This is a genomic window from Bacillus sp. SRL543, assembly GCF_984799205.1.
Genome location: NZ_OZ481794.1, coordinates 1,627,469 through 1,640,067, shown reverse-complemented (window position 1 = coordinate 1,640,067; position 12,599 = coordinate 1,627,469). Strand labels below are relative to the sequence as shown.

The window sequence follows — 12,599 nt, the reverse complement described above, 5'->3', positions numbered from 1 at the left end:
TGACTGAACACTTGTATATACATGATGTTCACGCTTTCATTATATCCTGTATATACATGTCGGTCAACCATTTTATTATACTAAAAAATCTTTTCTGAGTTTTAGTTTGGAGAGCCGCTGCCATAAGAAAAAGCCCCCAAGTTAATGAAGGCTTCAATTTATCTTATTTCTGCATCAAGCTCTTTCAGCAGCTCTCCCACTTTTTTTCCGTTAATGACCTCGTCGCTGTAAAAATCCAAATCGGTAGGTTCCATATTGACTATAGCCAGTTTGGCACCATTCTGCTTTGCAATGAGAGGGAACTGGTTGGCGGGAGTGACAGAGAGAGATGAGCCAAGGACAATGAATAGGTCTGCCTTCTCTGCCTCAGCTGCTGCAAAGTCAATCGCTTTCTCAGGCAGCATCTCTCCAAATAGGATGATGGACGGCCGCAAAATCCCCCCGCAATCACTGCAGCGGTAATGCTCATCTATATATTCATCATTCGGGAAAGCTCTTCCGCACTCCTGGCAATGGACTTGCTGCAGGGTCCCATGGAGCTCCGCCACATTCCTGCTTCCCGCCTGCTGATGGAATCCGTCCACATTCTGAGTGATGATGCTTCGGATGATCCCTCTTCTTTCCCAGTCTGCCAGTATATAGTGTCCGGCATGGGGCTTGCATTCCTTCAGCCCCATGACTCTGCTGCGGTAAAATTCAATGAATTCATTGACATGTTGGTTGAGTGCTTCTGTACTGGCAATTCTCCCGTAATCCATCGTATTCGATAACCCGCTGCCTGCAGACCGGAAATCAGGCAGCCCGCTCTCCGTTGACATCCCTGCTCCCGTCAATATAACCGTATATCTTGACTCCTTCAGCCACTGTAAAAGCATATGGACACCTCTCTTTTTTTCCTATTATAAGCTTTTCGTGGGTTCAACCATCCGAAAATAGGATAAAAGAATAAAAAGAATTTCTTAACCGGAAGGATGTTATATATGAAAAATTTCAAAAAGGAAGATTACGAAAAGGAATATAAAAAATATGAGAGCCGCGCTGCCAAATACTTAAATGATCCGGGCAAGACAAGCGGACTTCTTTCCAAAGCAAGCAAAAAAGCCGATTCAAAGAAAAATGCCCTGTCTGAAGTATGGGACAAGCTGCAGCTCCTGTTTGAACTCATTAAAGCCTACACTAAAGGACAATATAAAGACATTTCTGCAAAAACAGCCGTTACAGTCATTGCGGGCATTCTCTATTTCGTATCTCCCCTGGATCTTGTCCCGGACTTTCTTGCCGGAATCGGCATATTGGATGATGCCGCGATCATCGGCTTCATTATCAAGCAGATCACAAATGAGCTTGAGAGATTTAAGCTCTGGAAAGAGAACCAGCCGGATCATATCATTGATATGGAAAAAGACAGCAAAAAAACTCTTGTATAGCCACAAGAGTTTTTTTCTTTTTCTTATTTCGCAAACCGGTGGTTGCCGATTTCTTTTGTAACGGCCCTAGTACGGAGCCATTTGCTGTTAGTTTTCGAAGGATTGAAGAAGAACAGGGATTCTCCATCTTTTCTCTCTTCTGTGAGGGCTTCCTGGACAGCTTTCTGTGAATCCTTCCCTGCCGGTTTATTGATCATCCCATTGTCCACAGGCTCAAACTGCCTGTCTTCGTATATAACTTCTTTGACTGTATCCGGAAATTTTTCATCCTTCATTCTATTGAGGACCACTTCAGCCACAGCAACTTTTCCGGCATGCGGCTCACCTTTGGCCTCGGCATGCACAAGCCTTGCCAAAAGGTCTTTTTCTCCTGTAGATAAACTAGTCTCTTCTTCTGTCTTTTTCTTCTTTTTCTTTGATGCAGACGGAATGATGAGCTTATCACCTGCGGAAATCTTTTCATCTTTTTTATAATTCGCCTTCTGTATTTCCTGCGCAGCAACACCAGATTGCTTGCTGAGCTTCGCAAGGGTATCCTCTTCTTTTACAGTATATATATCGACATGATCAATCGTTTTGGCAAATGCTTTTTTTCCGGGACTTTGGACAAGCTGGAATGAGATCAGCATGAATGCAGCTATCAGTAAGGCAAGATATTTCATTGCTTCTCCTCCATTCTTTCTTTTTTTAACATTCCTAACCCTATCACATATGCAGATTCAGTTCCAAACTTAAATCTTTCCATGGCAGCAGAGGGATATCCAGGGATAATCCCTAATTTTCCGGAAGGAAGCTGTTTCAATGCCATTGCAGAGAATATCTGTTATAATGGACCATAATTCCCGCCAAATGCGGGAGCTCTGACGGACCGGCTGCTTTATGCGGCTGTAAATAGGAGAGAATTGTGGGGGAACCGGGCGCGGTTGAGACTTTATTTTTACGATAAAGGACCCTTTGAACCTGATCTGGAGAGATGCCAGCGTAGGAAACATATTCTTAATCGGATGAATGTTTTTTATTGCGCACGGGTTCTGAATCCGGGCGCTTTTTGTTGTGCACCGGTACTTAAAGAAGCAGCATCTCAACCCGCGGCTGCCTTGATGATTTTTTGCCATTATCCGGCGGCTTTTTGGAATAATATTAGAAACAGCATGGAGGATTGATCATGAAGAAATGGATCAGCGCATTGTGCGCCATCTGGCTGCTTGCCGGCTGCACAGGCGGACAAACTGGGCAGGAAGAAAAGAAAACCAATGATAAACAGGATCTTGAAAAAATCACCGTTGTACTGGACTGGACGCCAAACACCAACCATACCGGACTGTATGCCGCAAAGGCTAAGGACTATTTCAAGGAAGCAGGCCTTGATGCCGAGATTATCATGCCTGGTGAAGCAGGAGCCGACCAGCTCGTCGCTTCCGGAAAGGCTGACTTTGGCGTCAGCTATCAGGAAAGCATCACGCAGGCCCGGGTGCAGGGTGTGCCGCTCGTTTCCGTCGCAGCTGTAATTCAGCACAATACATCCGGGTTTGCTTCCCCTGCGGCAAAGAATATCGATTCACCGGAGGATTTTGCCGGGAAGAAATATGGAGGCTGGGGATCGCCTGTTGAGGAATCCGTGATTTCCTCATTGATGAAACAGGAAAATGCAGATGTCTCTGATGTCTCTTTTATCAACATGGGAGATGCCGATTTTTTTACAGCTGTTAAAAGGGATATCGATTTTGCCTGGATCTATTATGGATGGACAGGCGTCGAGGCGGAGCTTCGCGGAGAAGATCTGAATATGGTCTACCTCACCGACTATTCCGATAAGCTCGATTACTATACACCTGTTCTGGCTACCAATGAAAAAATGATCAAAAACAGCCCTGATACTGTTAAAGCCTTTGTAAAAGCAGCATCACAGGGCTATCAGTTTGCGATCGCGAACCCGGAAGAAGCAGCCGATATCCTGCTTGAAGCTGCCCCTGATTTAGACGTCGAGCTGGTCAAGAAAAGCCAGGAGTGGCTGTCTCCAAAATATCAGGATGATGCTGAACAGTGGGGAGAACAAAGGTTAGAGGTTTGGGAAAATTATGCTCAATGGATGTATGAAAATAAATTGCTGGAAAGCGAACTGGACGCTGAAAAAGCTTTTACCAATGAATTTTTGCCAGAATAGGAGGAACCATAATGGCCAATACACTGATCAGCATTCAGATCATACCTAAAACAAAAAACGGGGAAGATGTTATCCCATATGTGGATGAAGCGATTAAAATCATCGCAGAATCCGGAGTCAAATATGAGGTCCATCCGCTGGAGACAACAATGGAAGGCGAGCTTGAAGAGCTATTCAGGATCATTGCAAGGATGAATGAAAGAATGATTGAAATGGGAAGCAAAAATGTCATCTCTCAGGTCAAAATCCTGTTTCAGCCTGATGGGATCACGATGGATGACCTGACGGATAAATACAAATGAAGAAAGTGGTTGTAAGAGGATGGAAGCCGGCAGCGGTTCTCCTCCTTTTGTTCATTATATGGGAAGCGGCGGTCAGGCTCGCTGAAGTCCCTGCCTGGCTCCTGCCGCCCCCCTCTGATATCATGGCAGAATCTGCGGAAAGCTGGGCCCGTTTTTCAGGCCACCTGGCATCAACAGTGCTTTTATCACTGTCCGGCTTTGCATTGGGGACTGTTTTCGGGCTCACTGCCGCCATCTTCCTCCACCGCCTGCCGGCTTTAAGGGAATCTGTATACCCATTGCTGATACTCTCCCAGAATGTGCCCGTCATCGTCCTTGCCCCTCTCCTTGTCATCTGGTTCGGATTTGGACTGCTGCCGAAATTCATTGTCATTATTCTTGTCTGTTTTTTTCCAATCACAGTGGCAGCTTTGGACGGCTTCAGGCAGATTCCGGCCGAGCTTAAGCATTATATGGCCATGTCAGGCGCCACCAAAAGGCAGCTGTTCTGGAAGCTGGAGTGGCCCGGCTCCCTTCCCTCGCTATTTTCAGGGCTGAAAATCTCGGCCACATACAGCGTAATGGGCGCTGTCATTTCCGAATGGCTCGGTGCGGAAAAAGGGATAGGCGTTTTTATGACCCTGGCCTCATCCTCCTTCCGGACAGACCGGGTTTTTGTTGCCATCTTTGCCATCATGATCTTAAGCCTGATTTTCTTCGGAGCAATCCTTTTGGCAGAGAGCCTGCTTTTAAAATGGAATAAAAAGGAGCAGATGAAATGAGCCTCCTCCAGCTGGAAAATATATCGAAATCTTTTGGGGAACAAGCTGTTCTCAGTAATTTAAGCCTTGAAGTCAATGAAGGGGAATTCGTTTCCCTTCTTGGGCCTTCGGGAAGCGGAAAAAGCACTATTTTTAATCTGATAGGAGGGCTGCTTCTCCCTGATAAAGGAAGCATCCAAATGAACGGCCAATCAATCACCGGCCAAAAAGGATTCATGAGTTATATGCCGCAGACCCCTTCCCTTCTTCCGTGGAGGACAGTTTTGCAAAATGTCCTTCTGGGACAGGAACTGACAGGCAGAACCGATAAAGAAAAAGCTATGGAAATGATCCATAAAGCAGGCCTCGGGCAATATATGCATGCCTATCCGCATGAATTGTCCGGCGGGATGAAGCAGCGCGCATCCTTCATCAGGGCACTGCTCAGCCCACAGGAGCTGCTTTGCCTGGATGAACCTTTTTCAGCACTGGATGAGCTGACCCGGCTTGATATGCAGAAATGGCTCCTGGCCATATGGGAGGAGCAGCGGCCAGCCATCATCTTTATTACTCACAACATAGAAGAAGCTCTTTTTCTGTCAGATCGCATCATTGTTTTATCAGAAAAGCCGGCCCATACAGCAGCTGAATTTAAGGTGCCTTTTTCCCGGCCAAGGATAGAAGAACTGTTTCTGGAAGAGGAATTTTTGGAATGGAAAAGAAAGGTCCATCATTCACTGCGGCCAAGGAGGGACAAAGGATGAACAAGATTATTGACAGCCATATCCACTTGGACCGCTATGCTGATCAGGATATTGCTAATATTTGCAGCATCCCGGAGCTCGACTCACTCGTAACTGTCTCGTGGGATCTCAGCTCCTGCAAAAAGAACCTGCACCTTGCAGAGAGGTTTCCAAAGGTAAAGCCGGCTTTTGGGTACCACCCGGAACAGGTCCTCCCTTCTGAAGCAGAACTTGCTGATCTGATAAGCTGGATGGGGGATCATAAAGAAAATATGATAGCCATCGGAGAGGTCGGCCTTCCATACTATTTAAGGCAGGAACAGGGAGATTCCTTTATAGGTCCGGAGCCTTATCTCGAAATACTGGAGCTGTTTGTCCAGAAATCAAAAGAATGGCAGCTCCCCGTCATTCTCCATAGTATTTATGAAGATGCAGAAATAGTCTGCAGCCTGCTTGAAAAGTATTCTATCGAAAAAGCCCATTTTCATTGGTTCAAAGGCTCAGCCGCTGCGGCTGAACGGATGGCCGCGAATGGCTTCTTCATCTCAGTGACTCCCGATGTATTGTACGAAGAGGAGATCCAATCGCTTGTAAAGGCTTATCCAATACGGCAGGTAATGGTTGAAACAGACGGCCCCTGGCCGTTTGAAGGGCCTTTCCATAGAAGATTGACTTCACCCGTCATGATGCATCATTCTGCAGCGAAAATCGCTGAAATCAAAGAAATGGACCTGCAGGATGTTTATACGCAGCTGCTGACTAATACCAAGGCATTTTACAGCATTTGAGAAGCATTCTGTTAAACAGGGTGCTTTTTTTGTGTGTACAGGCTGAAGATCCTTTGATAAGGAAGATATAATCTTTAAAAAGTAAAATCGGCTCTTAGTAGTTTTGTACCAATTCAGTTCTTAATAAATTTTCCCCATATCTACAGATGGAAATATAAGGTACAGTAAAAGAAAAGCTTATTGGAGGACTGCTCAATGAAAAGATATGGCCTGATCCTGCTTATCATCTTGTTTTCTTTTTCCACCTCTGCTTTTGCCCAGCCGAAAACTGCCAGCCTGATTCCTTCTGAAAAACAATTTCTTAAGCTGGTTAAGAAAACGGAGGAGTATAAGGACTTTAAAGATTACTTTCTCTCAAATGACCCTTATATCCTGAATCCGCTTAAAGACGAAGAAGACCGGCAGTATGGCTGGATTGTCCAGTATGAGATTAAATATAAGGAAGAAGCTTCACTGGCCGCAGGCGGTGCAGCCACTGTCAGTTTCTCCTCTATCCTTACCTTTGCATATGACAGCATCAATGATGACATGAAGGCTTATATTCTCGACTATAGCAGTATTCTCAAAGATAAAGCTATCTATCTTGAGGAGCTTTCCAACGGTACAACCACGGCAATTGATATGTCTGAGACAGACTTATACGCAGAGCTTGCCGAACAGACGGAGGAAAAAGCAGAAGCGATGGTCAGCTCAGCGGAGCTTCAAAAAGGAAATTCTGCAGATGAAGAAGCAGTTAATGGAAGCAATTATCTTTGCTGGCAATGTACAAGTTATACAAATGGGAGCGTTTCCCTGCCATGTGTCAATTTGATTGGCAGCTATTGTTCGTCAGGCTCACAATACTCAGTCGGCAGGCTGCTGTGCGCCGGCAAAACGATCATCGATTGCTATGTGCCAAAGGATAAAGTTTGTGTTAAAGGCGTCTGGAAAACCACCTGTCCGGCACCGGCTTAATAGAATTTGCTGTAAAGAAAGAACCTTTGCCATTCACGGTAAGCAGTTCAGTTCTGGAGAAGATACAATGTAAATGGCATATGAGTTAGCATAGATGAAGAGTGAGTAACCAGTGATAGAAAAATAGGGGAAGTTTTTTCTGTTAAATGCAGATTAGAAGTTGGTTTTGGAAAAATAAGGGGAGTTTTTCCTTCTATGCAAAGCAAATCTGCCTATTTTCACGTCTTCGAGTCAAATTAAAGGAATTTCTCCCTCTATTTAAGCTGTTTTCAGTACTATTTGCAAAATAAGAGAAATTATTCCCCCCTATAAATCTCAATTAGCCGGAACATAGTTTCATTGTTTAAGAACGCAAAAGTTTAATGGTAAATCGGCTGTTCGACTGTTCAGCGATTGGGTGCGTTAATTGAATTAGAACAACCTATTTAATAGTAAAAAGCTTGGGGTATCCCAAGCTTTTTGGTTGTTGATTGTATTTTAAGCTGCGAAAACGCAGGTGATTTGGGCTGAGATTTGAAGTTTTCTTCACATGATCTGAACTTCCATCCACGGCCTGCAGCACCTGAACAGCCGCCTCCGCTTTTCTTACCCCTTACTCCCCGATGCAATATTAGAGCCTTCGATGAAGTGCTTTTGGAAGAAGAAGAACAGCAGGACGACCGGCAGCAGGACGGTGACTGACATCGCCATCAGATAGTGCCACTGGGTCGATACTGTCCCTTTGAATGTCTGCAGCCCGATCTGCAATGTATAAAGGCTTTCGTCATTTATATAAAGCAGCGGTCCAAGCAGGTCATTCCATGCACCATTGAAGGAGAACAGCGCAACGGTAATCAGCGCCGGCTTGGTGAGCGGAAGCATGATATTCCACCAGATCTGCAGATGGCTTGCACCGTCAAGAACGGCTGCTTCAATCAGTTCATTCGGGATGCCCATCATGAACTGCCTTAAAAGGAAGATGAAAAACGCACTTCCAAGGAAGGCAGGAACAATCAAGGGAAGATACGTGTTGATCCAGCCCAGCTTTGAAAACAGGATATATTGCGGAACCATAGTGACGAATCCAGGTATCAGCATGGTAGATAACACGATAACAAAGAGTGCGTTTCTGCCTTTGAAACGAATCTTTGCGAATGCATAGGCAACGAGAGAATTGACAAGTACGCTTCCAATCATTCCGGCAACGGCAATAAATAAAGTGTTAAGCGCCCATCTGGTAAATGGCGCAGTCTGCCAGGCCTCAAGATAATTGGAGAAATGGAATTCGTTTGGAATGAAGGTTGGCGGATATTGGGCAATTTCCTGCGGCGACTTCAGTGAAGTTGAAATCATCCACCACAGAGGCGACAAGATCAGCACGCTTCCAGCCAGAAGCAGGAAAGCAACAAAGACATGCTTTGTCCGCTGCCTGAATTTTTTTGTCTCATAAAACCTTGGTGCTTCAGCAGCTGCCTGCTTCATTTATTGTCTCCTCCTTCATAATGAACCCATTTCTTGCCGAGTGTCAGATTGATTACTGTCAGTATCATGACGATCAGGAACAGCAGCCAGGCCATCGCTGAGGCGTAGCCCATATCAAAGATTTCAAACGCATTGTTCCACATGTGAAGGTTGTAGAACAGCAGGGAATTCCCCGGTCCTCCGTCTCCATTCTCGGTCATCACATAGGCTTCCTGGAAAATTTGGAACGATCCAATGGTGCTGGTAATGACATCAAAGAAGATGATCGGTGAAATCATCGGCAGCGTGATATGGAAAAACTTCTGGAATGAACTTGCCCCATCCAGGTCTGCGGCTTCATACATCTGCGCAGAAACTCCCTGCAGGCTGGCAAGGTACAGGAGCATGCCTCCGCCGACGCTCCACATCTTCATAAGCAAGAGCGCAGGCTTTGTCCATTCAGGATCAAACAGCCATGCCGGCCCTTCAATGCCAAACCACGCAAGAAAGGTGTTGACAAGGCCTGTCGAAGGACTTAAAAGCTGCATCCACAGAAAATAGACAGCCACACCCGAAAGAATGGCAGGCAAATAGTAAACTGTCCTGAAGAATTTCATACCTTTTACCCTCTGATTCAGCAGCACAGCCAGCAGGATAGCGCCAGCCGTGGTCAGGGGGACGGAAAACAGCACATAGTAGATAGTGTTCCAGAGCGATGTTTTGAAAAGATCGTCGATCGTAAACATTCTCTTGAAGTTGTCCAAGCCGATGAAATTCATTCTTGAGGTTATATTGTAGTCTGTAAAACTCGTGAATAATGAAAATAATAGCGGACCCAGCGTCAATCCCAGAAAACCAATGATCCAGGGACTGATGAATAAATAGCCAAATAGATTATCCTTAGCTTTCCGCGAAAGCCTTTTAGGCTCAGCCTGAACCTTCTCTTTGCCCAAGCTTTTCGCATCGTTCTGAGAAATTGTAGAATCGTACGGTTTCAAGCCCCTTCACCCTTTCCCTGAAATGAATCAATTCGAAGAAGAGAAGGTGGCCCCTTCTCTTCTTGACACAAGTTATTATCTTTTTAGTTTTTCAACATCATTTTCTGCTTTCTCCAAAGCCTCTTCCGGAGACTGCTTCCCGAGAAGGGCATTGTCGATCTGCGGATTCACCCTGCTCAAATAATCAGGATATTCAACCGGCACCGGGAATAGCTGAGTATCTTCAAGGTTTTTGATGGTTGCCTCGTAGACCTCTTTATCTTTTCCTTCAAGCTCTTCTGCTGCGGCCTCTGCACCTTCAATGCTGGCAACATTGTCAAAGTTTTGCATCGCCCAGTATTTCTGTGCTTCAGGTCCTGTCAGATATTCAATAAAGTCCATAGCCTCTTCCGGGTTGTTGGAGCCTTTAGGCACTTCGGCGACAAAACCGCCGCCATCACTCCAGTTTTCAGCGCCTTCTTCATAAGCAGGGATCGGGGCTACCCCAAATTCCATATCCTGCCCATAGTCCCTGATCTGGGTATAGAAAGTCCCGACATCCACCCACATGGCCACTTTTCCGGCAATAAAAGGATTGGACTGTTCGCTTCCGAATTCAGCTTTCAGCGCCTGTACATTGGATTCGCCAAGGCGGTCCTGCCACTTAAGCACCCATTCAAGGGCTTCCTGCTTTTTAGGTGTATTGATCTGGAGCTCTCCATTGTCGATGAAGCCTTTTCCTTCATCCGCGCTGGTCATCCAGCTTCCTGCCCCGATGCTTCCCCAGAGAGGATAGAAGCCGACCCTGTCATAGGAGTTGCCGTTTTTCACATCAAGCTTTTCGGCATATTCTTCAAGCTCTTTCCAAGTTGAAGGCGGCTTGTTCGGATCAAGGCCTGCTTCCTTGAAAGCTGTTTTATTATAGAAAAGAAGTCTTGTATCGGTATTGAATGGAACGGCATAAGGCTTGTCCTCATAAAGGACTGTGTCCCAAAGATGCGGATAAAATTGCTCATTGAAGCCTTCATCCATGTATTCGCTTAAATCTTCAACCTGTTTGGCTTCTGCACGCTGCCCTACTGTATTGATATCATTGATGATGACATCCGCCGGATTCCCGGCTGCTACTGAGGCAAGGTTCTTTGTCCAGATATCTCCCCAAGGCAAATATGTATGCTTAACAAAAACCTTATCCTGTGACTCATTGTAATCGTCTATGATTTTTTCAATGATTGGCCTTCTTGTTTCTGATCCCCAGAATGTCCAGAAATCAATGACTACTTTTCCATCCTTCGTTTTCTCTGCCTGCGCAGACTCCCCGCCTGAGCATCCGGCCAGGACGCCAAGAAGCAGAAAGACAGAAATGAATAAGCTTATTCCCTTTTTCATATGTATCCCCCTAAAAATGTCTATTTTTTTTCTCCCTAAATAACACCCGGCTGCCTTTGCGCAAAGGATCCATTAATGGTAACGGACTCCGGGAAGGAATTTACTGTAAAACTACCCGCTTCTTCTGCTTCTAAACCTGATTGATAAAAAAAGATCGAAATTTGTCTAAATATTTTTTCTAAATATGGGCCCGGTTTCCAGTCCGGCTGAAGAGGTGCAGACTTTACAGCGGTTTGCATATTAAGGCACGGCATACGAAAACAAAAAAAGGCTCATGGGCAGTATCCTCCCATGAACCTATTCCTATGTTATAAAAGAAGGTGCCTCTTTCTGCCGGCTTCTTCTTCAATATTTATTTTCACTGCCTTTTCCTCATCCGGCTTTCTTCCAGCTGAACCCATCCTTTTTCAGGGTTTTAAGGATGCTGCCCGACAGTTTTTCAGGTGCCTTAAAGAATTCTTTTCCGTCCTCCTCCTTGAAGTAAATGACATCATTAACATTCCATACCTTCAGCTGGATCACGTCTCCGCCTTTGAACCTGATGAGGATGTCATATGCTGGCTTTTCTGCCGGGGAATAATTGGTGAGAGCCGATTCTTTCAGCATCGACCTGATCATTGCTTTCATGAAAGGATTATCGGCATAGCTGGATTCATTAAGCTCTATATTGACACCATTGTTAATATAGCTGTATTCGGAATCAGTTTCAGCCATTATGATATCCGCTATCGGCAATTCCTTCAGTTCAGCGTATGTGCTGTCCGCACCAGGAATGCTGAAATGGGAATAAAAATAGATAGCCGCAATGAATACCGTTGCTGCGGTCAAAAAAGCCCCCTTAAGCCCAAGGAATGGCATAACCTGTTTTTTCTCAAGCCTCCCGGGTTCTGCAGCTTCCATAATCTTCTTGAAAGTACGGTCCTTTTGCATTTTGGAACGGGGAATGTCATCAAGCTTTTCAAACGATACTGTGTCTTCAAATAACTCCTTCAAGGGTGTCCCCCCTTTTTTCCATCTCTTTTTTCAGGGCGGCCATCGCCCTGGACGTGGTTATTTTCACTTTGTTCTCATTCCAGCCCAGAATCTGTGCCGTTTCCTTGATCGAAAATTCCTTGATCTTGCGGAGGATAAGGACCTCCTGGTAACTTAGCTTCAGTGCATGGATTGCATCATAAAGGCGGGCTGTTTTTTCCCCTTTGACCATTATTTCCACCGGTGTATCAAGACCCGAATCAAATTGGTATTTTTCAATGGAAAAGAATTTAAAGCGGTTTCTCTTCCGGATATGATCAATGGCTACATTCCTTGATATCCTGACAAGCCAGGTGAAAATATGGGACTCGCCATTAAATTGATGGAAGTGCTTATAAGCCTTTATAAAGGTATCCTGGGTCAGGTCTTCCGCTATTTCTTTATTATTCACATACATGAAGATATATCCGTAGATTTTGTCGCTGTATTCATAATAGATGCTCTCAAACGTTTCTGCAGAAACTTTATTCATTGTAGGCGCCCCCTCTTGCACATAGTTAGACGATTGACAGCAGAAAAGGAAACAGCTTCCATTCATATTTTTTTATTTTTTATTAGAGAACAGGGCATTCCCTGCATCTTTCCTCCTGCCCGCCCCAGGAAAGATAGAGATTAAGCATCAATTTTCATCACTTTTTGAAAA

15 protein-coding genes and 1 riboswitch are annotated in these 12,599 nt (G+C 45.1%); of the genes, 7 read left to right on the top strand and 8 right to left on the bottom strand.

Going from position 1 to position 12,599, the window contains the following annotated elements; all coding sequences use genetic code 11:
• Positions 1–158: 158 nt before the first annotated feature.
• Positions 159–875, bottom strand: a complete 717-nt coding sequence (locus AC4E8B_RS08360) for an NAD-dependent deacylase (protein WP_490218133.1) — start codon at positions 873–875, stop codon at positions 159–161.
• A gap of 105 nt (positions 876–980) precedes the next feature.
• Here AC4E8B_RS08360 and AC4E8B_RS08355 point away from each other — a divergent pair, with 105 nt between their 5' ends.
• Positions 981–1,427, top strand: coding sequence for a YkvA family protein (locus AC4E8B_RS08355; RefSeq protein WP_490218131.1), 447 nt, complete (start codon positions 981–983; stop codon positions 1,425–1,427).
• A 23-nt stretch (positions 1,428–1,450) separates the two neighbouring features.
• On the opposite strand, the gene AC4E8B_RS08350 is transcribed toward AC4E8B_RS08355, so the two are convergent.
• Both AC4E8B_RS08350 and AC4E8B_RS08345 read right to left on the bottom strand, forming a co-directional pair.
• Entirely contained in the window at positions 1,451–2,089 is a 639-nt protein-coding gene (locus AC4E8B_RS08350; RefSeq protein WP_490218129.1) for a cell wall hydrolase, read from the bottom strand.
• The gene (locus tag AC4E8B_RS08345) at positions 2,086–2,235 is read right to left on the bottom strand and encodes a hypothetical protein (protein WP_490218128.1); all 150 of its coding nucleotides are present in this window, start codon (positions 2,233–2,235) and stop codon (positions 2,086–2,088) included. The genes AC4E8B_RS08350 and AC4E8B_RS08345 overlap by 4 nt, the downstream gene beginning before the upstream one ends.
• A gap of 88 nt (positions 2,236–2,323) precedes the next feature.
• Positions 2,324–2,432: riboswitch (TPP riboswitch) on the top strand.
• A gap of 160 nt (positions 2,433–2,592) precedes the next feature.
• Here AC4E8B_RS08345 and AC4E8B_RS08340 point away from each other — a divergent pair.
• The 6 genes from AC4E8B_RS08340 to AC4E8B_RS08315 all read left to right on the top strand — a co-directional run bounded on the left by AC4E8B_RS08340 (position 2,593) and on the right by AC4E8B_RS08315 (position 7,118).
• The gene (locus AC4E8B_RS08340; RefSeq protein WP_490218126.1) at positions 2,593–3,591 is read left to right on the top strand and encodes an ABC transporter substrate-binding protein; all 999 of its coding nucleotides are present in this window, start codon (positions 2,593–2,595) and stop codon (positions 3,589–3,591) included.
• Between the two features lie 11 nt (positions 3,592–3,602).
• Complete coding sequence (locus AC4E8B_RS08335) at positions 3,603–3,893, top strand: thiamine-binding protein (protein WP_490218124.1); 291 nt, start codon at positions 3,603–3,605, stop codon at positions 3,891–3,893.
• A complete protein-coding gene (locus tag AC4E8B_RS08330) occupies positions 3,890–4,654 on the top strand; it encodes an ABC transporter permease (protein ID WP_490218123.1) in 765 nt (254 codons plus the stop codon). The genes AC4E8B_RS08335 and AC4E8B_RS08330 overlap by 4 nt, the downstream gene beginning before the upstream one ends.
• Positions 4,651–5,397: an ABC transporter ATP-binding protein gene (locus AC4E8B_RS08325; protein WP_490218121.1), complete on the top strand. Its 747-nt coding sequence runs from the start codon at positions 4,651–4,653 to the stop codon at positions 5,395–5,397. The genes AC4E8B_RS08330 and AC4E8B_RS08325 overlap by 4 nt, the downstream gene beginning before the upstream one ends.
• Positions 5,394–6,164 carry a TatD family hydrolase gene (locus AC4E8B_RS08320; RefSeq protein ID WP_490218119.1) on the top strand — a complete coding sequence of 257 codons (771 nt, stop codon included), beginning with the start codon at positions 5,394–5,396 and terminating at the stop codon, positions 6,162–6,164. Before AC4E8B_RS08325 ends, AC4E8B_RS08320 begins: the two co-directional genes overlap by 4 nt.
• Positions 6,165–6,359: 195 nt before the next feature.
• Positions 6,360–7,118: a hypothetical protein gene (locus tag AC4E8B_RS08315; RefSeq protein WP_490218117.1), complete on the top strand. Its 759-nt coding sequence runs from the start codon at positions 6,360–6,362 to the stop codon at positions 7,116–7,118.
• A gap of 585 nt (positions 7,119–7,703) precedes the next feature.
• On the opposite strand, the gene AC4E8B_RS08310 is transcribed toward AC4E8B_RS08315, so the two are convergent.
• The 5 genes from AC4E8B_RS08310 to AC4E8B_RS08290 form a co-directional block, all read right to left on the bottom strand.
• Positions 7,704–8,579 (bottom strand): carbohydrate ABC transporter permease, encoded by an 876-nt coding sequence (locus tag AC4E8B_RS08310; protein ID WP_490218116.1) that lies wholly within the window; start codon positions 8,577–8,579, stop codon positions 7,704–7,706.
• A complete protein-coding gene (locus AC4E8B_RS08305) occupies positions 8,576–9,556 on the bottom strand; it encodes a carbohydrate ABC transporter permease (protein ID WP_490218114.1) in 981 nt (326 codons plus the stop codon). The genes AC4E8B_RS08310 and AC4E8B_RS08305 overlap by 4 nt, the downstream gene beginning before the upstream one ends.
• Positions 9,557–9,631: 75 nt before the next feature.
• Positions 9,632–10,924, bottom strand: a complete 1,293-nt coding sequence (locus tag AC4E8B_RS08300; protein WP_490218112.1) for an ABC transporter substrate-binding protein — start codon at positions 10,922–10,924, stop codon at positions 9,632–9,634.
• Positions 10,925–11,296: 372 nt separating this feature from the next.
• Positions 11,297–11,917 carry a hypothetical protein gene (locus AC4E8B_RS08295; protein WP_490218110.1) on the bottom strand — a complete coding sequence of 207 codons (621 nt, stop codon included), beginning with the start codon at positions 11,915–11,917 and terminating at the stop codon, positions 11,297–11,299.
• Positions 11,901–12,428, bottom strand: a complete 528-nt coding sequence (locus tag AC4E8B_RS08290; RefSeq protein WP_490218109.1) for an RNA polymerase sigma factor — start codon at positions 12,426–12,428, stop codon at positions 11,901–11,903. The genes AC4E8B_RS08295 and AC4E8B_RS08290 overlap by 17 nt, the downstream gene beginning before the upstream one ends.
• Positions 12,429–12,599 lie beyond the last annotated feature (171 nt).